This window comes from Streptomyces achromogenes (assembly GCF_030816715.1).
GTDB classification, from domain to species: Bacteria; Actinomycetota; Actinomycetes; order Streptomycetales; family Streptomycetaceae; genus Streptomyces; species Streptomyces achromogenes_A.
Genome location: NZ_JAUSYH010000001.1, coordinates 8,406,269 through 8,427,944 on the forward strand (window position 1 = coordinate 8,406,269; position 21,676 = coordinate 8,427,944).

Sequence of the window (21,676 nt, forward strand, 5' to 3'; positions counted from 1 at the left end):
GCGAGGTAGACGAGGCCGGCCGCGATGATCGCGAGGACCAGGACGAACATGACCCGCATGTGCTCACCCGCCCTTGATCGTGCATTGGTAGGGCCGGCCGGGCCGCGTCTCGCACCCGGCGGCCACGACCTTCCAGCCGCCGGTGAAGAGGGAGAGGAACAGGGTGTCCGAGGCGAGCACGGCACGCGCCTGGTTGCCGTAGACGTCCGTGTGCCGTACCGCGCCGCCGGCCGGCAGCGACTCCTGGCTCAGCGCCTTGGGGCACGGACTCGCGGCGGACTGTTGCAGCTCCTGCTCGGTGTCCGGCGCGAGCAGTGCGCAGGCACGGTCGTAGGCGCCGTCGTGCAGCGCCGCCTGGAACCGTGCCGCGGTGTCCCGTACGTCGTCCTGCCGTTCCGCCACCGTGCCGCACCCGCCGACGATGCCGACGGCCAGGAGAGCGGCCAGCGCGCCGCCGTACTTTCGTCCGGTCATGCGCTCACCTCCCCCGGTAGTACACCGCATCGAACCCCGGCGGAGCGGCTGCGGCACCCCGCCTTCGCCCGGCCGGCGCATCGGCGGACCGAGGACGGCCGACACGGAAGGTGGGCCGCCCGTCGTACGGGTGCCGGCATCCGCACCGGAGCATTCGATGCGACGCAGGCGCCGCCTTCCCCCACGGCTCGTCGGGAGGCGCGGTGCCGCGGCCGAGCGGTGCCGTGGGCTGCCCCGCCCGCCGTGCCGACGGCCGCGTTACGTGATCGGCTCGAGGGGTACCGGGAGACGGGCGGTGCGCCGGGCGTCGCCGGTGGGCCTGAGGAGGCTGGCATGGACGCTTCGGTCGACCGGATCGCCGAGCCCTGGGGCAGCCGTACCCCGTACGACCGGCACGGGACCTGGCCTGCGCGTGTGGACACCCACCTCGAGGCGGGCGTCGCGCCCGACCAGGTGGAGCGCTGGGTGCGGGCCGCCTCGATCCTGCACTCCGACGGGGACGCCATGGACATCGCCGTCGTCGACGGGCGCATGGCCGGCGTGCGCGGCCGGGTGGACGACCGAGTCAACCGCGGTCGCCTCGGCCCGAAGGACGCCTTCGGCTGGCAGGCGAACGCCTCCCGCGACCGGCTGACCAGGCCGCTGGTCCGCGAGGGCGGAAGCCTGGTGGAGTGCGACTGGGACACCGCGATGGAGCGCGTCACCGCCCGCTCGCGCGAACTGCTGACGGAACGCGGCCCGGGGTCCATCGGCTTCTACACCTCGGGGCAGCTGTACCTGGAGGAGTACTACACCCTCGCGGTGCTGGCCCGGGCCGGCATCGGCACCAGCCACCTGGACGGCAACACCCGCCTGTGCACCGCCACCGCGGGCGAGGCGCTCAAGGAGTCCTTCGGCTGCGACGGACAGCCCGGCAGCTACGACGACATCGACCACGCGGACGTGATCGCGCTGTTCGGGCACAACATCGCCGAGACGCAGCCCGTGCAGTGGATGCGGATCCTCGACCGGCTGGAGGGCGGCGACCCGCCCCGCCTGGTGTGCGTCGACCCGCGCCCCACCCGGGTGGCCCGCAGGGCGGCCGTCCACCTCGCGCCGCGTGTCGGCACCAACGTGGCCCTGCTGAACGCGCTCCTGCACGAGATCATCCGCGCCGGCCGGGTCGACCACGACTACGTCCGGACGCACACCGTCGGCTTCGAGGAGCTGGCGTCCAGGGTCGAGCAGTGCACCCCCGAGTGGGCGGCGCGGATCTGCGACGTGCCGGCCGCGTCGATCCGTGCGGCCGCCGAGCTCCTCGGCGCGGCCGACCGGCTCCTGTCCACGGTCCTGCAGGGCGTCTACCAGTCCCACCAGGCCACCGCGGCGGCCGTGCAGATCAACAACCTGCACCTGGTCCGCGGCATGCTCGGCCGGCCGGGTGCCGGGGTGCTGCAGATGAACGGGCAGCCCACCGCGCAGAACACCCGCGAGTGCGGCGCCGACGGCGACCTGCCGGGCTTTCGGAACTGGCAGAACGACGACCACGTCGCCGACCTCGCCCGGGTGTGGAACGTCGACCCCGCGACCATCCCGCACCACACCCCGCCCACCCACGCGATGCAGATGTTCCGGTACGCCGAGCAGGGCTCGATCCGCATGCTGTGGATCAGCGGCACCAACCCGGCGGTGTCCCTGCCCGAGCTGTCCCGCATCCGCTCGATCCTGCGGCGCAAGGGTCTGTTCGTGGTGGTGCAGGACCTGTTCCTCACCGAGACCGCCCGGCTGGCCGACGTGGTGCTGCCCGCCGCGACGTGGGGCGAGAAGACCGGCACGGCCACCAACGCAGACCGCACCGTGCACCTGTCGGAGAAGGCCGTCGAACCGCCCGGCGAGGCCAGGCCCGACCTCGACGTCTTCCTCGACTACGCCGCCCGCATGGACTTCCGCGACAAGGACGGCGGGCCGCTGATCACCTGGCACGACCCGGAGTCCGCCTTCGAGGCGTGGAAACGCTGCAGCTCCGGCCGGCCGTGCGACTACACCGGCCTCACCTACGACAGGCTGCGCGGCGCGAGCGGCGTCCAGTGGCCGTGCAACGCACAGGCCCCCGACGGCACGCCACGCCTCTACGCCGACGGCATCACCTGGGCGCACCCCGACCTCTGCGAGAGCTACGGCAAGGACCTGGTGACGGGCGCCACCGACGACGTCGTCGAGTACCGCTCCCTCAACCCGGACGGCAAAGCCGTGATCAGGGCGGCCGACTACCTGCCGCCGCACGAGGCGCCCGACGAGGACCATCCCTTCCAGCTGACCACGGGCCGTACCCTCTACCACTTCCACACGCGCACCAAGACCGCGCGGGCGCCCCAGCTGAACGCCGCCGCTCCCGACGTGTGGGTGGAAGCCGCCTCGTCCGACGCCGTCGCCCTCGGACTCCACGAGGGCGACCTGGTCGAGGTCGGCACCCGCCGCGGCGCCGTGCGGGGGCGGCTGCGCGTGACCGACATCCGCCCCGGACTGCTCTTCCTGCCCTTCCACTACGGCTACTGGGACACCGAGGGCGGACACGGGCCGGGCGGCGACACCCCGGGGCGCGCCGCGAACGAGACGACCGTGACCGACTGGGACCCCGCCTCCAAGCAGCCGCTGTTCAAGACCGCCGCGGCGGCGCTGCGCCTCGTCGAACGCGGGGACGGCCGCGTCGCCCCCGCTCCGACCACCACGGCGTCGGCGCCCTCCCGCACCGGCGCCGCGCCGGCCACCGTCGGCGGCCCCACCGCCCTCGTCACCGAGACGGACGCCCCTCCCCGGGGCCGCCGCACGCAGGAGGCGCCGTGAACGGCATCGCTTTCACCCTGCGCGCTCTGCACCACGGCGAGCGACACCTCGCCGGACAGCTGACCGCCGTGGCCGAGCGCCACCGCACCGAGCACGAGGTGCACCATGTCGCCCAGGACCTCGCCGTCTGGTCCCGGGCCCACGTCGCACACCTGGCCGAGGCCGCCCGCGCCCACGGCCTCGACCTCGCCGCCTCGCCCGGCGCTCCCGCGGCCGGCGTCCTGTCCTCGCTCCGGGAGAGGACCGCCGAGGCGGTGGCCCGTCGCCCCGAGCCCGGACTGCTGCTCCTGCGCGACCTGCGGGGCTTGCACCTGAGCGCCGCGGAGAACTCCCTGTACTGGGAGATGCTGGCGCAGGCCGCTCAGGCCACCAGGGACGAGGAGCTGCTCTCCGTCGTCTCCACGTGCCACCCGCAGACCCTCCGGCAGATGCGCTGGACCAACACCCTGATCAAGAACCTCGCGCCACAGGTCCTCACGAGCCTGTGACGAGGCCGCCCGGGGCGGGATCCCGCCGGGAGCGGGGCGTCGGGCCTGCCGCGAGGGGCGCGAGGGGCGTGTGTGGAGCGGCGGCAAGTGGGCACTCAGTGGGGCGGAAAGCCGCGCCTCCCCCTGGAGCGCCCTGCCGAACGGAGAACGCGATGACGGCGGAACCATGGGCGCCGGAGGCGCCGGCCCGGGCCTATACCCCGCCGGGTGTGTACACCCCCCAGTGGGACACCCGGCTGCTGACGCGTGCCCTGTCCCGTGAGGACATCGGCTCCGCCACTGAGGTGCTGGACCTGGGCACCGGCTCCGGGGCCCTCGCCGTTCAGGCCGCACGGCTGGGCGCCCGGGTGACGGCGGTCGACATCTCGCGGCTGGCCGTCCTGACCGCGCGGTTCAACGCGCTGCTGGCCGGCCAGCGGGTCCGCTGCCGTCGGGGCGACCTGACCGCGGCCGTGCCGGGGCGCTCGTACGACCTGGTCGTGAGCAACCCGCCCTATGTGCCGTCGCCCGCCACGGCGCTGCCGCACCGGGGCCTGGCGCGGGCCTGGGACGCGGGCCGGGACGGGCGCGTGTTCATCGACCGGATCTGCGCCGAGGCGCCCGCCGTCCTGAATCCCGGCGGGGCCCTGCTGATCGTGCACTCGAGTCTGTGCGACACCCGGGCCACCCTGCGGCGTCTGGCGGACGTCGGACTGCGCGCCGCGGTCACCGACCGGGTCACCGTGCCGCACGGCCCGGTGCTGCGTTCCCGCCACCGGTGGCTCGTCCAGCAGGGCCTGCTGGAGGACGGCGAGAGCCGCGAGGAACTGGTGGTGGTCCGCGCCGAACGTGCGTGACGCCTGCGCCGCGCGGTACGGCGCGATCACCGGGCGGACACGCCCGGGTGTCTCCTCACGGCGAAGATCCTCAGGGCGGCCATGGCGGTGACCCGTCGCCGTGACACGGCCGGGGGAAGGACGGTCACCGCCACTCCGGCAAGTGCCGCCCGCCCGGCGGGCCCGCGAAGGAAAACCGTGGTACGGCGTCACCAGCCCGTCAGCAGCAGGTGGTTGAGGAGCAGCGCGAGCACGGCCTGCGCGGCGAGCCACGGCCGGGGCCGGGGCAGCAGAGCGCACGCCGCGAGCAGCCACTGGGCGAACGGCAGCCAGATCCGCTCGGTCTCCGCCTTGCTCATCCCGGACAGGTCGGCGATCAGCAGCGCGACGAACGCGGCGGCGACCAGCAGGGCGAGACGGGAGTCGGGGGAGGCGCCCCGCACGTCCACGAGCCGCGCTCGGGACCGGGGGAACGCGCCGCCGGCACGTCGCAGAGCGGCCACCGTGGCCGGACCCACGATCAGGACCGTGCAGGCGAGGTTGGCCCACACCCAGTAGCCGTAGGGCCGGACACCGCCGGCGCCCTGGTGGTAGCGGTCGACCAGCAGCCGGTACGCCTCCCACCAGTCGAAGCCCGCCAGCGTGAACGCGAGCGGGACGACGGCGGCTCCGGCGACGACGTACGGCAGCGGCCGCAGTCGCCGCGGCCCGCCGAGCAGCAGGACGGCGGCCCCGATCACGGCGAACAGCGTGAGGCCGTACGACAGATAGCAGGTGAGCCCGAAGAGGAGTCCCGCGGCGCAGCCGGCCAGGCGCGGCCGGTGCCCGGTGACCGCGAGGGCGAGGAAGGCGATCGTCCAGGCGGCGACCGCCGCGAAGTAGCCGTCGGCGGAGGTGCCCGTCCACACCGCGGCCGGCGCCGTCGCCAGGAACGGCGCCGCCCGGCGGGCGTGGTCCTCGCCCACGAGAGCCCGCACGGCGACGAGCACCGCCGCGCACGCCGACCCGCCGACGGTGATGCACCAGACCCCGGCCCAGCCACCGCCGCCGAGCCCCACCCGGTCGAGCAGGACGAAGGTGAGCGGCGCCGCGGGCGGGTGGCCCGCCACGTGCGCGGGCCAGTTGTCGGGGGACTGGAGCAGGATGTGGTGGGTGAAGTCCCGCAGGGTGGCCGGGATGTCCTGGAAGCGGTCGATGACCCGCAGATACTCGTGCCGGGTGGTGAGCCGGCCGGCGATCCCGCGCTGCCAGCCGTCGACGAGCGCCAGGGAACAGATCCAGGCCGTCGCGGCGCTCCACGTCGTCCAGAGCAGCGTCCGCCACCGCAGCCGGGCCGCGACGGCCGGCCCGTAGGCGACGACGGCGACCGCGACGACGATCGCCGCCGGGGTGCCCGGTCCGACGTGCGGCTGCCAGGTGGCCAGCAGCGGGGGCCAGTTCACCCTGAGGGTTCCGTGGTCCCGCTCGATCGCGGTACCGACCAGCGCGGCGGCCGCCACCAGCAGAGCGGCTGCCACCGTCGCACCCAGGTCACGGAGATGATCACGATTCACAGGGGGAACGCTAGGCCGCCGCGGGCCCGTCGACGCCGCCGAGCCCGCGGACGTCAGCGTTTCGTCATGTGTCGAAGGCCCCGTCGCCCGGCCGCGTCGGCCTACGGTCGGCGCATGTCACGGTTGCCCACTCTGCCGTCCCTGTCCGCCTCCCCCCGCCTGCCGACCTCTCCCCGGTTCTGGCGCAGCCCGCTGCGCGGTCCGTGGTTCACCTCCGTCCTCGGCGTCGTGCTGCTCGGCGGGATCACCGTGCTGTTCGTGACGGGGCTGCTGTCCTACGCCGCGTACAACCCGGATCTCTCGCCGGTGAACGACAAGACCCCCGACAAGGGGCTGCTCGGCTTCTACCTCTTCGCGTGGCCGACGGATCCGCCCTGGCTCTACCGGCTCAGCCAGGGCGTCCACGTCACCCTCGGGATCACTCTGATCCCCGTCCTGCTGGCGAAACTGTGGTCGGTGATCCCCCGGCTGTTCGCGCTGCCGCCCGCGCGCTCGCTCACCCACGCGCTGGAGCGCCTGTCGCTGCTCCTGCTGGTCGGCGGCGCGCTGTTCGAGTTCGTCACCGGCGTGCTCAACGTCCAGCTGGACTACGTCTTCCCCGGCTCCTTCTACCCGCTGCACTTCTACGGGGCGTGGGTCTTCTTCGCCGCGTTCGCCGCGCACGCGGTACTGCGCGCGCCGGCCGCCGTGCGCAACCTGCGCCGACTGCGGGACGAGCCGGAGCCTGCCCGGGAGGAGGACGCCCGAGGAGCGGAGGCCTCGCCGGCCGCGCCGCGTCCCGCGGAGCCCACGGTGACGCGGCGGGGCGCGCTGTGGCTGGTCGGAGGCGGTTCCCTGCTGCTGTTCCTCACGACGGCGGGGCAGGGCTTCGACGGGTTCGCCCGGCGGACGGCCCTCCTCGCGCCGCACGGGGGTGCGGAGCCGGGCAGTGGCCCCGGCGGCTTCCAGATCAACAAGACGGCCGCGTCCCGGGGGATCGTCGCGGCCGAGACGAGCGCGGTCGCGTGGCGGCTGACCGTCACCGGGCCCGCCGGGACCGTCCGGCTGAGCCGGGCCGAGCTGCTCGACCTCCCCCTGCACAGTGCGGCGCTGCCCATCGCGTGCGTGGAGGGCTGGTCCACCTCCGACCAGTGGTGGCGGGGCGTGCGGCTGGCTGATCTGGCCGCCCTGGTCGGCCACGACGAGGAGGCGGCGCCCGACGTCCTGGTCGAGTCGCTCCAGCGGAGCGGGGCGTTCCGCCGGGCGGCGCTGCGCGCCAACCAGGTGCGCGATCCGCGCTCCCTGCTGGCCCTGGACGTCAACGGCGAGCCGCTGACCGCCGACCACGGATTCCCGGCCCGGATCATCGTGCCCGCCGCGCCCGGCGTGCTGAACACCAAATGGGTCGCCCGGCTGACGTTCGGCGAGCTGTGACGGCGCCGGCGGGACGAGCGGTGCGGCGAGCTGTGCACACCCCGGTGAGGAGACACCTGTGAGGCGACCTGTGAGGCGACACGGCGCGACGCTGGGCAGCCGCCCGCCCGGTGCGAAGGCGGCCGGCGCCCCGCCCCGGGCGCACGCCGCCGGCCCGTTCCCCCTGCTGCTTCTGGCCTGCTCCTTCGCGCTGGCCGGCTATGCGGGGGTACGGCTGCTGGCGGACGACTGGTTCGCGGTGGCCCTGTGGTTCGTGGGCGCGGCGCTCCTGCACGACCTGGTGCTGCTGCCGCTGTACGCGACGGCCGACCGTGCGGCCGTGAGGTCGCTCGAGGCGGCCGGCCACCGCGCGTGGGCCCTGTACGTGCGAGTGCCGGCCGCACTGTCCGGGCTGCTCCTGCTGGTGTGGTTCCCGCTGATCAGCGGGCGGGTGGAGGAGCGTTACCGGTCGGCGACGGGGATGTCCGCGGACGGGTTCCTCGCCCGCTGGCTGCTGATCACGGCCGCGCTCTTCGGCGGCTCGGCGCTGCTGCTCGCGCTGCGCCGGCGGCCGGGGCTGCGCAGGGCGACGAAGCAACGGCCGCCCGCCGACCACTGATCGACGGCCCGCCACCCCGTCGGGCCGGTGTGCCGGAGCAGTGCCCGGGTGCCGAGCCGGGCCCAGGGGAACGGGGCGCCGGCCCCGCCCCGGACGTCGACGAGGCGGACGTTGACGCGCTCGTCGACGTCCGTAGAAGCCGTCTCGGCGATCAGTAGACCGCCGGGGACCAGGGCCTCCGCCAGCCTTTCGAGCAGGGCCCCGGCGTCGCCGCCGATGCCGAGGTTGCCGTCGACGAGCAGGGCGGTGCCCCAGCGGCCCTCCCCGGGGAGCGGCTCGAAGACCGAGCGTCGCAGCGCGGGACCGCCGAGCCGGACCGTGTGCCGGACGGCGGCCTCGCTGACGTCGATGCCCAGAGCGGTCCGGCCCCGGGAGGCCAGCTCGGCGACCAGCCGTCCGGGACCGCAGCCGACGTCGAGGACGGCGCCCTCGCAGCGGTCCAGGACCTGCCGGTCCACGGCGTCGGCGCGCCCGCACCAGCGCTCCACGTCCAGGGGCATCAGCCAGCCGTCCCCACGGCGCAGGAAGAGCGGCCCGCGGCCGGCCCGGAGGGCGTCGGCGTACGGGTCGGCGCGGGACCAGCCGTGCTCCGCGCCCTCCCGCGTCACCGCCTCGCGCGTGCCCACCCCGTCGGTCACCACGTCATTCGTCACCACACCGTCGGCTATCACGTCGTCGGTCATCACGTCTTTCGTCATCACCTCGTGCGCCCGGCTCATCGGCTGCCGACCGCGCGGAGCCGGGTCAGGGCGGCGGCGAAGCGGCCGTGCGCGGCACCGGCGGCGACCGCCTCGGCGTCGGCGGACGTGTCCACGTCCCGCAGGCGCGGCAGATCGCGCACACGCAGTCCGGCGGCGACGAGCCGGGCGCGCTGCACCGCGCCGGTGACGGACGTCGACATCGGCACCCCGCGCAGCAGATCCGGGTCGGGGCGGGCCAGCCCGAGGGCCCAGAAGCCGCCGTCCTCGGCGGGGCCGAAGCAGGCGTCGTACCCGTCGAAGTCCACGGTGAGCAGCTCCGGCGTCACCTGGGGGGTGTCCATCCCGATCAGCAGGGCGGGGCCGTCGCATCCGGCGAAGGCCGCGGCGAGCCGCTCGTCCAGACCTCCCGCGCACTGCGGCACGACGTCGAAGCCGGGCGGCAGCCACGGGCCGCTCTCCCCGTCCAGCACGAGCACCCGGCGCCGAGCGGGTGTCGCGGCGACCGCGCGCAGGGTGTCCTCGAGGGCCGCCTCGGCGAGCGAGGCGGCCTCGGCGGGCGTGAACGGCGGGGTCAGGCGGGTCTTCACCCGGCCCGGCCGCGGTTCCTTGGCGACGACGAGCAACGTGATCATCGGCGGACGCCTTCCTCGGCGGGCACGGGAGCCGGAGCGGGAGCCGGGCTCGCCCCGGGCGGCGGCGCCGGTGTCGGGGGTTCGGCCAGGACGCGGCTCATGTCGCGCACCGCCTGCCAGGTGCCGCGCCAGGTGCCCGTCACCTTGGACGCGCCGGACCGCGGCAGATACGGGACGTCGTGCTCGGCCACACGCCAGCCGGCGTCGGCGGCCCGCACGACCATCTCCAGCGGATATCCGCTGCGCCGGTCGGTCAGGCCGAGTCCGAGCAGCGCCTCACGGCGGGCCGCGCGCAGCGGACCGAGGTCGTGCAGGCGCAAACCGGTGCGGCGGCGCAGCGTCCGGGCGAGCGCGATGTTGCCGGCCCGGGCGTGCGCGGGCCAGGCGCCTCGGCCCTGCGGGCGTCTGCGCCCGAGCACCAGGTCGGCCTCGCCGTCTCGGACCTCGCGCACGAACGGCACGAGCAGGGCCGGGTCGAGTGAGGCGTCGCAGTCGCAGAAGCACACGATGCCGGCGGTCGCGGCGCTCAGCCCGGCGTGGCAGGCGGCGCCGAAGCCACGGCGCGGCTCGTCGACGACGACGGCGCCGAGTCGCCGGGCGATGTCCGCCGAGCCGTCGGTGGAACCGTTGTCGACGACGAGCGCACGCCAGCCGGAGGGAATGCGGGAGAGCACCCAGGGGAGCGCCACGGCCTCGTTCAGACAGGGGAGGACGACATCGACGTCCTCGAGCGGGGGAGGGGTCATCACGCCTCTCACCCTACGAACGTGAATCGGTCATTTCGGACTCCGGGTCCTTACGAAACACGGACGTCGACGCGGGACGGGGGCCGCGGGACGACGCCGGGCGGCCGACGGTGCGAGGCTGGCCGTATGGAACAGCAGCCGTACGAGCGGGCCGAGGACGCCCCCGCGAGCCGAGGGGCCCCGGCCCCCCGGGCCCGGGTCCTCGTCGTCGACGACGACCCGACCGTCGCCGAGGTCGTGGCGGGCTACCTCGACCGCGCCGGATACCTGGTGGACCGGGCGGGTGACGGACCGTCCGCCCTCGCCGGCGCCACCGCCCACTGGCCCGACCTGGTGGTCCTCGATCTGATGCTGCCCGGCATGGACGGCCTCGAGGTGTGCCGGCGGTTGCGCGGCCGGGGCCCCGTCCCGGTCATCATGCTCACCGCCCGCGGCGACGAGGACGACCGCATCCTCGGCCTTGAGGTCGGCGCGGACGACTACGTCACCAAGCCGTTCAGCCCCCGGGAACTGGTGCTCAGGGTGGAGTCCGTGCTGCGCCGCAGCCGGCCCAGGGCGGGCGCCCGGTCCCTCGGCGCGGCCGGACTCACCCTCGACCCGGCGGCCCGCCGCGCCACCCGGGGCGGCACCGAACTGGCGCTCACCCTGCGCGAGTTCGACCTCCTCGCGTTCTTCCTGCGGCATCCCGGCCGGGCGTTCAGCCGCGAGGACCTGATGCGGGAGGTGTGGGGCTGGGACTTCGGCGACCTGTCGACCGTCACCGTGCACGTCCGGCGACTGCGCAACAAGGTCGAGGACGATCCGGCCCGGCCCCGTCTGATCCAGACGGTCTGGGGCGTCGGCTACCGATTCGATCCGGCGGCCCCCGCCGGCCCCGGCGAGGAGTGACCCGTGCGCGACGCCCTTCTCATCGCCCTGTACGCCCTGCTCGGCGCCGCCGCGGCCGGGCTGCTCGGCGCGGGCGCCCTGTGGCTGCTGCGCCGCCGGTCGCTGACCGGCTCGCTCACCGTGGTGGCGGCCGTCGCCGTGACCGCCATGCTCGCGGGCACCCTCGCCGTGGCCCAGGCGATGTTCCTGTCCCCGCACGACCTGAGCGTGGTCACCACGGTGGTCGCGATGGCGGCCGTGGTCTCCCTGGCCACGGCGCTGGCGCTCGGCCGCTGGGTGGTCGCCCGCAGCCACGAACTCGCCCTCGCGGCCCGCTCCTTCGGCGACGGCGGCGACTTCACCGCACCCGAGGGGCCGGCCACCGCCGAACTCGCCGCGCTGAGCCGCGAGTTGCAGACCACCAGCGCGAAACTCGCCGAGTCCCGGGAGCGGGAGCGGGCTCTGGAGTCGTCCCGGCGGGAACTCGTCGCCTGGATCTCGCACGACCTGCGCACCCCGCTCGCGGGCCTGCGCGCGATGTCCGAGGCGCTGGAGGACGGCGTCGCCGTCGACCCCGGCCGCTATCTGCGCCAGATCCGCACCGAGGTCGAACGTCTCAACGGCATGGTCGGCGACCTCTTCGAGCTCTCCCGCATCCACGCCGGCGCCCTGGCCCTGTCGCCTGCCCGGATGTCCGTCTACGACCTGGTCGGCGACGCACTCGCCGGGGCGTACCCGCTGGCGTACGAGCACGGGGTACGACTGGTGGGGGACCGGGTGGAGCCCCTGCCGGTGGAGGTGGACGGCAAGGAGATGAGCCGGGTCCTCGGCAACCTGCTGGTCAACGCGATCCGCCGGACGCCCGCCGACGGCACCGTCATGGTGGCCGCCGAACGCTCGCCCGACGGCGTGGTGCTGTCCGTCTCGGACAGCTGCGGCGGCATCCCCGAGGAGGACCTCGGCCGTGTCTTCGACACCGGCTGGCGCGGCACCCACGCCCGGACGCCGCCGGCGGGAGCCGGACTGGGTCTGGCGATCGTCCGCGGCATCGTGGAGGCGCACCGGGGCCGGGCCACCGTGCACAACATCCCCGGCGGCTGCCGTTTCGAGGTGGTGCTGCCCGCGGCAGCTTCATGACGCGGGCAGCACCACCGGTCCTGTGCGGTCCTACGCGCCGCGCATACCCGCCGACGCGAACTCCCGCATGCCTTCCGGGAAGCCGACCTGCGGCTTCCAGCCCAGCTCCGCCCGCAGCCGGGAGGAGTCCGCCGTGATGTGCCGCACGTCCCCCAGCCGGTACTCGCCGGTCACCACCGGCTCGGGTCCGCCGTGGGCCGCGGCCAACGCCCTCGCCATCTCGCCGACGGTGTGCGGCTCACCGCTGCCGGTGTTGTACGCGGTGAGCGCGCCGGCGGCCGGATCCGCCTCCAGCGCGGCCGCGTTGGCCGCCGCCACGTCCCGTACGTGGACGAAGTCCCGTCGCTGCAGCCCGTCCTCGAACACGCGCGGCGCCTCGCCCCGGGCGAGCGACGAACGGAAGAAGGAGGCGACCCCGGCGTACGGGGTGTCCCGGGGCATCCCGGGGCCGTAGACGTTGTGGTAGCGCAACGACACCGCCGACCCGCCCGTCGACCGCGCCCAGGCGGCGGCCAGATGCTCCTGGGCGAGCTTGGTGGTGGCGTACACGTTGCGCGGGTCCAGCGCCGCGTCCTCGGCGACCAGCCCGGCGGACAGTTCCCGGCCGCACGCCGGACACCGCGGTTCGAAACGCCCGGCCGCAAGGTCGGCGACGGCCCGGGGCCCGGGCCGCACCACGCCGTGCCGCGCGCAGGTGTACCGACCCTCCCCGTAGACGACCATCGACCCGGCCAGCACGAGCCGTCGTACGCCCTGTCCGGCCATGGCCGTCAGCAGGACGGCGGTGCCCAGGTCGTTGCGGGAGACGTACTCCACGGCATCGGCGAACCCGGCGCCCAGCCCGACCATGGCGGCCTGGTGGCACACCGCGTCCACCCCGGCGAGGGCGCGGGCCACGGCCTGCTCGTCGCGCACGTCCGCCGCGGGATCGGTCCGCACGTCGAACACGACGGGTTCGTGGCCGCGCGCACGAAGCGCCTCGACCACATGGGACCCGATGAACCCGGCGCCGCCGGTGACCAGTACACGCATGGCTCCACGTTAGGGCGGCGCACCGCCGGGACCCCGCTCCGCGCCCGCGACGTCACGACTCCGTAAGAGTCAGCCGAGGGCCGTCCCGCCCCCCGGCGCACACTCCTCGTCGGCGAGCAGACAGGCGGCGAGCGCCGCGATGCCGTCCTGCAGACGGTCCTTGCTGTGGACCAGCAGGTCGGTGTGCAGCCGGCGCAGCAGCTCGTCGGGCGGCAGGCTCCCCCAAGAGCGCGGTCGCCGCTGCAGGGGGTAGAACGCGCCGCCGGGATCGCGGGTCTCGGTGATGCCGTCCGTGTACAGCAGGAGTTGGTCACCGGGCCGGAAGGCGTAGGCCTCGACGTGATACGGATCGCCGCCGAGCATCCCGAGGTTCAGCGGTGGAGCCGACCGCCCCCGGTCGAGTTCGCGGACCCCGTCGGGACCGATGAGCAGCGGGGGCGGGTGACCGCAGTTGACGACCCGGACGACGCCGTCGTCGGCGCGGATCTCCGCGAAGACGGCGGTGACGAACCGTTCGCCACGTAGTGGCGGTCCCACAGACAGCCGACGGGCCGGCCCGCGCAGCACGGGGTGCCGGCCAGCACCCCTTCGAAGAGGACGGCGAACACCGTCGCCCCGGCGACGACGGACGGACCGTGGGCGAACGCCGTCAGCAACGGCACGGCGACCAGCGCGAAACTCACCGGCCACCGGGTGGGCGTCACCGGCTCGATCAGCAGAAGGACGACGACGTACGGCAGCGGCAGTCTGCGCACCCACGCCGCAGGCGCGGGCGGTCGGTTCCGCGCCGCCACGGCGGTCTCCGGCCGTCGGCCGGGGGACGCGTGTGTCACCCCTCGCTCCTGCGCGGCACCCGGTGGGCGTGGCGTGCAGGCGGACGGCGTGTCGCACGGTCGGGGTTACGCGGCCTTCGCACAGCGGACTCCTGTCACACGGCCCGGGCAGGACGTCCAGCCTGCTGTGCGCGGTCGCGGCACACCGGCGATTGCTCCGCCCGGCGGCATGTTCACCGCCTCGGACCCACTCCGCTGCCGCCCCCGTCGGCAGCCTGAGCGGAGGTGGGCCGGACGCGTCAGACGGTCGCCGGCTGCTTCTCTTCGGCGGCGGCGGGAACGGACTCCGTCGAGTAGAAGACGGACTTGCCCTGCTTGCTGCGACGGACCTGCCCCTTGGCCACCAGTGCCTCCAGGGTGCTGCGCACCACCGTGATCTTGACACCGCGCTCCGGGTGGGCGCCGGTGAGCGCTTCGGTGACTTCGAGGGCCGAGCGGGGCTCACCCTCGCGGGTCAGATGACCGACGACGAGATCACGCAGCGTCGGACCGTCGGCGGCCTTGGACGCCTGCTTGGCCGCGGGCGCCTTCTTGGCCGCCGGCGCCGGCTTCGACGCCGCCGTGGTCTTGGACGCGGGCGCCGGCACGGCCTTCGGTGACTCCGCGGTCTTCGGCGACGACGCGGACTTCGCCGGTGTCGCGGCCTTCGGCGACGACGCGGACTTCGCCGGTGACGCGGCGGACTTCGCCGGTGTCGCGGCCTTGGGGGACGCCGCCTTCCTGGAGCGCGCCTTCTTCTTCTGCTCACCGCCCTGCGCGGCGGCGGGCGCGGCCTGACGGGGGACCGAAGCCGTGGGCGCGCTCGTGGCAGCCGCCTCGGCCACCGCCGCGGCCCCGCCGAGCGCCTGCTGCATGGTGACCAGCAGCGCGTGGTCGTGGCGCAGTGACTCCAACTTCTCCTGCAGCGCGGTCACTTCGCTGCTGAGACGCTCCTGCTCCTCGGTGTTGTGCTTCAGGTCCTCAGCCAACCGGGCAGCGTACAGCGGCCTGAGGCTGGTCGTCTCGTCATGGTTGTCGGCCACGAGGGGCCCTCCTTGGAGTGATGTGCCGTGGTTTTGCCGAATAGTACTCACCGCACTCATCACCGCGTCGCACATGCGCACAATCTCCCGCGACCCGGCACCCCGCGACCCCGCGCCCAGCGAACTCACCCCGCGCGACCGCACGGCCCGCGGCAGCGGTGGCCGAGTGAACCGTCACTGCCCCACGGGCAGTTGCTGCTCGGTCCAGATGACCTTGCCCTCGGGTGTGTAACGCGTGCCCCAGCGGTCGGCGAACTGGGCCACGAGGAAGAGCCCGCGGCCGCCCTCGTCCATGCCGGCGGCGCGGCGCAGATGCGGTGAGACGCTGCTCCCGTCGGAGACTTCGCAGATCAGGCTGCGGTCACGGATCACGCGCACGGTGATGGGCCCGGTCGCGTACCGGATGGCGTTGGTGACCAGTTCGCTGAGGATCAGTTCCAGGGTGAACGCCTCCTCGTCCAGTCCCCAGTCGTGCAGCAGGCCGCTGACGCAGGCCCGCACACCGGAGACGGCCGCGGGGTCGGACTCCACCTGCCAGAGGGCCATCCGGTCACCGTCGAGCAGCCGGGTGCGGGCGACGAGCAGCGCGACGTCGTCGCGTGGGGCGGTGGGCAGCAGGGCGTCCATCACGGCCTGGCACATCTGTTCAGGTGTGCGTCCGGCGTGTGCGACGACGCCGCGCAGCCGTTCGATCCCCTCGTCGATGTCCCGCTGCCGTTCCTCGAGCAGACCATCGGTGTACAGCACGATGCTGCTGCTCGGGGGCAGTTGGATCTCCGCCTTCTCGTAGGGCAGCCCGCCCAGTCCCAGCGGCGGTCCGGCCGGCACCCCGGCCAGACGGGCCCGGCCGTCCGGGTGGACGACAAGGGGTTCCAGGTGACCGGCCCGGGCCATGGAGCACCGGCCGGACACCGGGTCGTAGACCGCGTACAGGCAGGTGGCGCCGGTCAGTGTCGGGGTGTCGGCGTTGTCGTCGTCACGGTCCTGGTCGATGCGGGTGACGAGTTCGTCCAGATGCCAGAGCAGTTCGTCGGGAGGCAGGTCGAGCGTCGAGAAGTTGTGCACGGCGGTGCGCAGTTGACCCATGGTGGCGGCGGCGTGCAGGCCGTGTCCCACGACGTCGCCCACCACGATGGCGACCCGCGCCCCGGGCAACGGGATGACGTCGAACCAGTCACCGCCGACGCCGCCGAGGCCCGCCTCGGCCGGCAGATAGCGGTGCGCCACCTCGACGGCGCTCTGCTCGGGGAGCGCGTGCGGGAGCAGGCTCCGCTGCAGGGCGACGGCTGTGGCGTGCTCACGGGTGAAGCGACGGGCGTTGTCGATGCTCACCGCGGCACGGGCCACGAGCTCCTCCGCGACCGAGAGGTCCTCCTGGTCGAACGGCGTGGGCTCCCGCGAGCGCCAGAAGGTCGCCACGCCGAGGATCACACCGCGCGCCCGCAGCGGAGCCGCGATCATCGAGTGGATACCGGCGGCCACCAGGGCGCGAGCGCGGTCGGGTGCCTGTGCCTGCCAGCCGGAGAACGCCGCCATGTCGGCCTCCAGCACCATCCGGCCCGAACCGAACCCGGCGGCCTGCGGCGTCGAGGGGTCGAAGTGGATGAGCTCACCGGCCGGATACAGCGGTGTGCCCGTGCGCACGCCGTGCAGCGCGACCCGGCGCAACTCCGCGACGGTCGCCAGGTTCGGTTCCTCTCCGCGCAGCACGGCGTCGGCCAGGTCGACGGTGACGTAGTCGGCGAACCTGGGCACGGCCAGTTCGGCCAGTTCCTCCGCCGTGCGCGTCACGTTCAGGGTGGTGCCGATGCGCAGGCCGGCCTCGTACAGCAGGCTCAGCCGCTCCTGGACGACCTCCACACGCCCCACCAGGGAGCTGAGTTCCGTCGTGTCCCGCAGGGTGGTGACCGAGCCTCCGGGGCCTGGCAGCTGTTCCATGGGGCGCTGGCTGACCGCCAGCAGCCGGGTGCCGACCTTGATCACCCGGTCGGTGGACGTGGTGCCCGACAGCAGGAGCCGTTCGGCCCTCGGCTCCAGCCCGAGGCCGCTGACGGGCCGCCCCTCCACGTCGGCGCCGAGGTCCAGCAGCGGCCGCGCCTCGTCGTTGGCCAGCAGCAGCCGGCCCTGCCGGTCGATGATGAGGACGCCTTCGCGCACCGCGTGCAGGACGGCGTCGTGGTGCTCGTACATCCGGGTCATCTGCGCCGGGCCGAGCCCGTGCGTCTGGCGGCGCAGCCGCCGGCTGATCAGCGCGCTGCCCGCGGTGGCCGCCGCGAGCACCAGCGCGGTGGCCGCCAGGACGAGCGGCGCCTGCCGGTCGGCCGCCACACTCACCCGTTTGACCGTGATGCCCGCGGAGACCAGCCCGACGATCTTCCCGCCCGGGTCCCTGACGGCGACGACGGTCCGCACCGACGGGCCCAGCGTCCCGGTGGTCGTCTCGGTGACGACTCCGCCGTGCTGGGCCTTGGTGATGCTGCCGATGTAGTGCCGGCCGATCCGTGCCGGCTCGGGATGGGTGTAGCGGATGCCGTCGACGCTCATCACCACGACGAAGTCCACGCCGGAGCGGACGCGCGTCTGCTCGGCCTGCCGCTGGAGCACCACGGTGGGTTTCGGTTCGCTCAGGGCCTGGACGACCGAGGGCGAGGAGGCGACGGCGGAGGCCACCGCGAGGGTGCGGTTACGGGCCTCGCGCTCGGCGTCGGTCCGGGACTGCAGCAGCAGGGCGGCGACCGCGGCCGCGACCAGCACGAGGATGATGAAGACCTGCAGAACGAACACCTGGCCGGCGACGGTCCGTAGCCCCGGCCAGGACCGCAGACGCCCGAGCCGTCGATCCATGGCCTCATCTAACCCCGGCTCGCACCGGCCATCACCCCGGAATGCCGGGCTTGGCCGAACTCGTTCACACGCGGTGCCCTGCTGTGCGCCCACGGCGCGGCGCCGGTTCCGCGGGGCGGCCCGCGCCCGACGGTTCAGCCGCCGACGGGCCCGGAGCTCTCGCGGACGATCAGGTCGGTGCCGGCGAAGGTCGGTTCGGGGGGCAGGTGGCCGCTCTCCAACTGGCCGTGCAACAGGGCGAAGGCGTCGCGGCCCAGCCCCTGGAAGTCCATCCGCACGGTGGTGAGGGCGGGCGTGAGGAACGCCGAGTGCGGTGCGTCGTCGAAGCCGACGACGCTGACGTCGCCCGGCACGGCGCGTCCGGCGTGATGCAGGGCGCGCAGCACGCCCAGTGCCAGGTCGTCGTTGCCGCACAGGATCGCGGTGATCTCCGGGTCCTCCGCGAGCCTGCGCCCCTCGTCGTAACCGACCTGCGCGTCCCAGCCCGTGCCGCCGTGCGGGTCCGGCGGGGTGATGCCGGCCGACTCCAGAGCGGCGCGCCAGCCCTGGGCGCGGGGGCCTTCGGGACGCCGGGCGCCCACGGACGTCGGGATGGCGAGGTAGTGGACGGTCCGGTGCCCGAGTTCCAGCAGATACGCGGTGGCGGCCCGGGCGGCCTCGCGGTCGTCGGCCCACACGGCCGGACGGGGAGGGGTCCGGCCGGGCGGCGGGGCCTCGACGACGGCGGCGCACGGCACGTCGGCCGGGGCCCGTTCCAGTGCCGCGGCGCCGAGTGGGTCGAAGCCGATGACCAGCAGACCGCCGCCCTCGGCCGCTGCCGAGGACATCGTGCGGTCGAGGTCGTCCTCGGGCGTCAGCACCTTCACGCCCAGCGCGTATCCCGCGGCGCGGGCCGCTTCCTCCACGCCCTGCAGCGTGGCCGCGTAGCCGTGCAGGGTCGTGTTCGAGGTCAGGACGGTGAGGGACCGGGTCACGCCGCTGGCGAGGGCGAACGCGGTCGGGTTGCGTCGGAATCCCAGGCTCTGGATGGCCGCCTCGACGCGGTGGCGCGTCTCCTCGCGGACGTTCGGGTGACCGTTGATCACCCGGGAGACGGTCTGGTACGAGACGCCGGCGGCCCGTGCGACATCGCGAATGCTGGCGGCTCTGCGCGGCTCCCGTGCGGAACCCGAGCGGCTGTCGGAGTTCGTGTGACCGGTCACATCCATGGAGTGAGTGTGCGCGGTCACATTGCCGCGCGTCAAGTGACGGGAGTGACCGGGACCGGCGTTCGTGCGACAGATATATCAGGGAACGGGTCGGCCGGTCGGCCGGGATGGACCCGACCGGCCGGCCGACCCGTCGGTCAGGACGTGGGCGCCGGGTTGCCGTAGTAGGCGTCCGGGCCGTGCTTGCGGGTGTAGTGGCGGTTGAGGAGGTGGGGCGGCGGCGGGGCCGTCGGTGACAGCGCGAAGGTGTGCAGGGCGATGTCGGCGACGGCTTCGCAGATGATGGCGTGCTCGAGCGACTTGCGGGCGCTCGGCCCCCAGGTGAACGGGCCGTGGTTGGCCACCAGGGCCGCGGGCACCTCGACCGCCCGCTGGTCGTCCTCCTTCAGCAGATCCACGATGACCCGCCCGGTGTTGTACTCGTAGTCCTTCGCGCACTGCTCGGCCGTGAGATCCGGGGTGACCGGAATCGGGCCGTTGAAGGTGTCGGCGTGGGTGGTGCCGAGCACCGGGATGTCGCGGCGGGCCTGGGCGAAGGCGACGGCGCGGGTGGAGTGGGTGTGGGTGACGCCGCCGATGGAGGGGAAGGCGAGGTAGAGGCAGCGGTGGGTCTCGGTGTCGGTGGAGGGCCGCAGGTGCCCGTCGACGACCGCGCCGTCCGACAGGCGGACGGTCACCAGGTCGTCGAGACCGAGGTCCTCGTAGGGGACCCCGGAGGGCTTGATGACGAAGACGCCCGCCTCCCGGTCGACGCCGCTGACGTTGCCCCAGGTCAGCGTCGCCAGGCCGACCTGAGGGATGGTCAGGTTGGCGTCCAGCACCTCTTGCCGCAGACCGTCGCGTACTCGTACGGTCATCGGCTTCCTCCTTGCCTACGGATCAGAGCCATGGTGTTCGTCCTCACAGCGCCTGGGCGAGACGGTGGTAGGCCGCGTTCCAGCGGACTTCCTTGGCGAACTGGTCGGTGCGGGTGTTCTCGTCGATGGTGAGGAGCTCGACGCCGGTCATGGCGGCGTAGTCGGTCAGGGTCTCCACGCTCACGGCCGAGCTGAGAACGGTGTGGTGCGGGGCGCCGGCGAGCAGCCAGCTCTCCGCGGACTCGGCCAGCGACGGGCGGGGCTCCCACACGGCGCGGGCCACCGGCAGGCGGCGCAGCGGCTCGCTCGGGGATATGACGTCGACGACGTTCGCGGTCAGCCGGAACCGGTCGCCGAGGTCGGAGAGACCGACGACGACGGCGGGGCCCTCGGCGGCGTCGAAGACCAGACGGACGGGGTCCTCGCGGCCGCCGATGGAGAGCGGGTGGATCTCGGCGCTGGGGCGGCCGGCGGCGATGGAGGGGCAGACCTCGAGCATGTGGGCGCCGAGGACGCACGGCTTGCCGGGGCCGAGGTGGTAGGTGTAGTCCTCCATGAAGCTGGTGCCGCCGGGGCTGCCGGCGCCCATGACCTTGACCGTGCGCAGCAGCGCCGAGGTCTTCCAGTCGCCCTCGCCGCCGAAGCCGTAACCGTCGGCCATGAGGCGCTGGACGGCGATGCCGGGCAGCTGGCGCAGGCCGCCGAGGTCCTCGAAGTTGGTGGTGAAGGCGGTGAAGCCGCCCTCGGTGAGGAAGGCGCGCAGACCGGCTTCGATGCGGGCCGCGTACAGCAGGGAGTCGTGCTGGTCGCCACCGGGGCGCAGGGCCTCGGCGACGTCGTAGGAGTCGGTGTACTCGGCGGCGAGTTCGGCGACGTCCTTGTCCGCCACGGCGTCGACGACGGCGACGAGGTCGTTGACGCCGTAGGTGTTGACGGAGAACCCGAACCGCAGCTGGGCCTCGACCTTGTCGCCCTCGGTGACGGCGACGTCACGCATGTTGTCGCCGAAGCGGGCCAGCCGCAGGGTGCGGGCCGTGTGGCGGCCGACCGCGGCGCGGGCCCAGGCGGCGACGCGGCCCACGACGCGGGGGTCGGTGGCGTGACCGGCGACGATCTTGCGGTCGACGCCGACGCGGGACTCGATGTGGCCGAACTCGCGGTCGCCGTGGGCGGCCTGGTTGAGGTTCATGAAGTCCATGTCGATGCTGGGCCAGGGCAGCGACAGGTTGTACTGGGTGTGCAGGTGCAGCAGCGGCCGGTCGAGCGCGCTGAGCCCGGCGATCCACATCTTGGCGGGGGAGAAGGTGTGCATCCACACGATCACGCCCACGCAGGTGTCGGAGGCCGAGGCCTCCTGGCACATCCGCCGGATCGCGTCGGCGTCGGTCAGGACCGGCTTCCACACGATCCGGACCGGGATCTCACCCGGGTGACCCAGCGTCTCGGAGATGCTCCGGGACTGCTCGGCCACCTGCTGCAGCACGTCGTCGCCGTACAGGCCCTGGCTGCCGGTGAGAAACCAGACCTCGTGGTCGGGGTAGGGCGTGGCGTTGGCTTCCATGTCGGACGTTTCCTTTCGGGAATGATGACCACAGAGCAGATGGCGGTGGCGTTCACCGCTCAGGGGGACGAC

Annotated in this window: 18 protein-coding genes; 6 read left to right on the top strand and 12 right to left on the bottom strand. The window is 74.0% G+C overall.

The annotated features are described in order from the left end of the window. Window positions 1-63: 63 nt before the first annotated feature. Window positions 64-474, bottom strand: a complete 411-nt coding sequence (locus QF032_RS36930) for a hypothetical protein (RefSeq protein WP_307059472.1) — start codon at window positions 472-474, stop codon at window positions 64-66. A gap of 333 nt (window positions 475-807) precedes the next feature. On the opposite strand from QF032_RS36930, the gene QF032_RS36935 reads away from it, so the two are divergent. The 3 genes from QF032_RS36935 (at window position 808) to QF032_RS36945 (ending at window position 4,621) form a co-directional block, all read left to right on the top strand. Continuing rightward, a complete protein-coding gene (locus QF032_RS36935; protein ID WP_307059474.1) occupies window positions 808-3,297 on the top strand; it encodes a molybdopterin oxidoreductase family protein in 2,490 nt (829 codons plus the stop codon). Further along, window positions 3,294-3,785: a hypothetical protein gene (locus QF032_RS36940; protein WP_307059477.1), complete on the top strand. Its 492-nt coding sequence runs from the start codon at window positions 3,294-3,296 to the stop codon at window positions 3,783-3,785. The genes QF032_RS36935 and QF032_RS36940 overlap by 4 nt, the downstream gene beginning before the upstream one ends. Window positions 3,786-3,937: 152 nt before the next feature. Beyond that, window positions 3,938-4,621 (top strand): HemK2/MTQ2 family protein methyltransferase, encoded by a 684-nt coding sequence (locus tag QF032_RS36945; protein WP_307048773.1) that lies wholly within the window; start codon window positions 3,938-3,940, stop codon window positions 4,619-4,621. 188 nt (window positions 4,622-4,809) lie between these two features. Here the strand turns inward: QF032_RS36945 and QF032_RS36950 are convergent, their stop codons facing one another. Continuing rightward, entirely contained in the window at window positions 4,810-6,153 is a 1,344-nt protein-coding gene (locus tag QF032_RS36950; RefSeq protein WP_307059478.1) for a hypothetical protein, read from the bottom strand. A gap of 114 nt (window positions 6,154-6,267) precedes the next feature. On the opposite strand from QF032_RS36950, the gene QF032_RS36955 reads away from it, so the two are divergent. After that, window positions 6,268-7,566 (top strand): molybdopterin-dependent oxidoreductase, encoded by a 1,299-nt coding sequence (locus QF032_RS36955; RefSeq protein ID WP_307048778.1) that lies wholly within the window; start codon window positions 6,268-6,270, stop codon window positions 7,564-7,566. 441 nt (window positions 7,567-8,007) lie between these two features. On the opposite strand, the gene QF032_RS36960 is transcribed toward QF032_RS36955, so the two are convergent. The 3 genes from QF032_RS36960 to QF032_RS36970 are packed head-to-tail and all read right to left on the bottom strand — an operon-like array spanning window position 8,008 to window position 10,243. After that, complete coding sequence (locus QF032_RS36960) at window positions 8,008-8,862, bottom strand: class I SAM-dependent methyltransferase (RefSeq protein ID WP_307059480.1); 855 nt, start codon at window positions 8,860-8,862, stop codon at window positions 8,008-8,010. A 17-nt stretch (window positions 8,863-8,879) separates the two neighbouring features. Further along, complete coding sequence (locus tag QF032_RS36965) at window positions 8,880-9,497, bottom strand: TIGR04282 family arsenosugar biosynthesis glycosyltransferase (protein WP_307048782.1); 618 nt, start codon at window positions 9,495-9,497, stop codon at window positions 8,880-8,882. Then, window positions 9,494-10,243 carry a glycosyltransferase family 2 protein gene (locus tag QF032_RS36970; protein ID WP_307060518.1) on the bottom strand — a complete coding sequence of 250 codons (750 nt, stop codon included), beginning with the start codon at window positions 10,241-10,243 and terminating at the stop codon, window positions 9,494-9,496. Before QF032_RS36970 ends, QF032_RS36965 begins: the two co-directional genes overlap by 4 nt. A gap of 126 nt (window positions 10,244-10,369) precedes the next feature. Between QF032_RS36970 and QF032_RS36975 the strand changes: the two genes are divergently transcribed. After that, window positions 10,370-11,131 (top strand): response regulator transcription factor, encoded by a 762-nt coding sequence (locus tag QF032_RS36975; protein WP_307048784.1) that lies wholly within the window; start codon window positions 10,370-10,372, stop codon window positions 11,129-11,131. 3 nt (window positions 11,132-11,134) lie between these two features. Then, a complete protein-coding gene (locus tag QF032_RS36980; RefSeq protein ID WP_307059481.1) occupies window positions 11,135-12,247 on the top strand; it encodes a sensor histidine kinase in 1,113 nt (370 codons plus the stop codon). 30 nt (window positions 12,248-12,277) lie between these two features. On the opposite strand, the gene QF032_RS36985 is transcribed toward QF032_RS36980, so the two are convergent. The 7 genes from QF032_RS36985 to araA all read right to left on the bottom strand — a co-directional run bounded on the left by QF032_RS36985 (window position 12,278) and on the right by araA (window position 21,604). Further along, window positions 12,278-13,279, bottom strand: coding sequence for an NAD-dependent epimerase/dehydratase family protein (locus QF032_RS36985; protein ID WP_307048788.1), 1,002 nt, complete (start codon window positions 13,277-13,279; stop codon window positions 12,278-12,280). Window positions 13,280-13,348: 69 nt separating this feature from the next. Beyond that, window positions 13,349-13,816, bottom strand: coding sequence for a PP2C family protein-serine/threonine phosphatase (locus QF032_RS36990; protein WP_307059483.1), 468 nt, complete (start codon window positions 13,814-13,816; stop codon window positions 13,349-13,351). A 535-nt stretch (window positions 13,817-14,351) separates the two neighbouring features. Further along, window positions 14,352-15,134, bottom strand: coding sequence for a hypothetical protein (locus QF032_RS36995; RefSeq protein ID WP_307059485.1), 783 nt, complete (start codon window positions 15,132-15,134; stop codon window positions 14,352-14,354). 174 nt (window positions 15,135-15,308) lie between these two features. Next, on the bottom strand, window positions 15,309-17,978 hold the full coding sequence (locus QF032_RS37000) for a SpoIIE family protein phosphatase (protein ID WP_307059487.1): 2,670 nt from the start codon (window positions 17,976-17,978) through the stop codon (window positions 15,309-15,311). Between the two features lie 134 nt (window positions 17,979-18,112). Next, entirely contained in the window at window positions 18,113-19,186 is a 1,074-nt protein-coding gene (locus QF032_RS37005; protein WP_307048796.1) for a LacI family DNA-binding transcriptional regulator, read from the bottom strand. 137 nt (window positions 19,187-19,323) lie between these two features. After that, a complete protein-coding gene (gene araD, locus QF032_RS37010) occupies window positions 19,324-20,043 on the bottom strand; it encodes an L-ribulose-5-phosphate 4-epimerase AraD (protein WP_307048798.1) in 720 nt (239 codons plus the stop codon). 43 nt (window positions 20,044-20,086) lie between these two features. Further along, window positions 20,087-21,604, bottom strand: coding sequence for an L-arabinose isomerase (araA, locus tag QF032_RS37015; protein ID WP_307048800.1), 1,518 nt, complete (start codon window positions 21,602-21,604; stop codon window positions 20,087-20,089). Window positions 21,605-21,676: the final 72 nt, after the last annotated feature.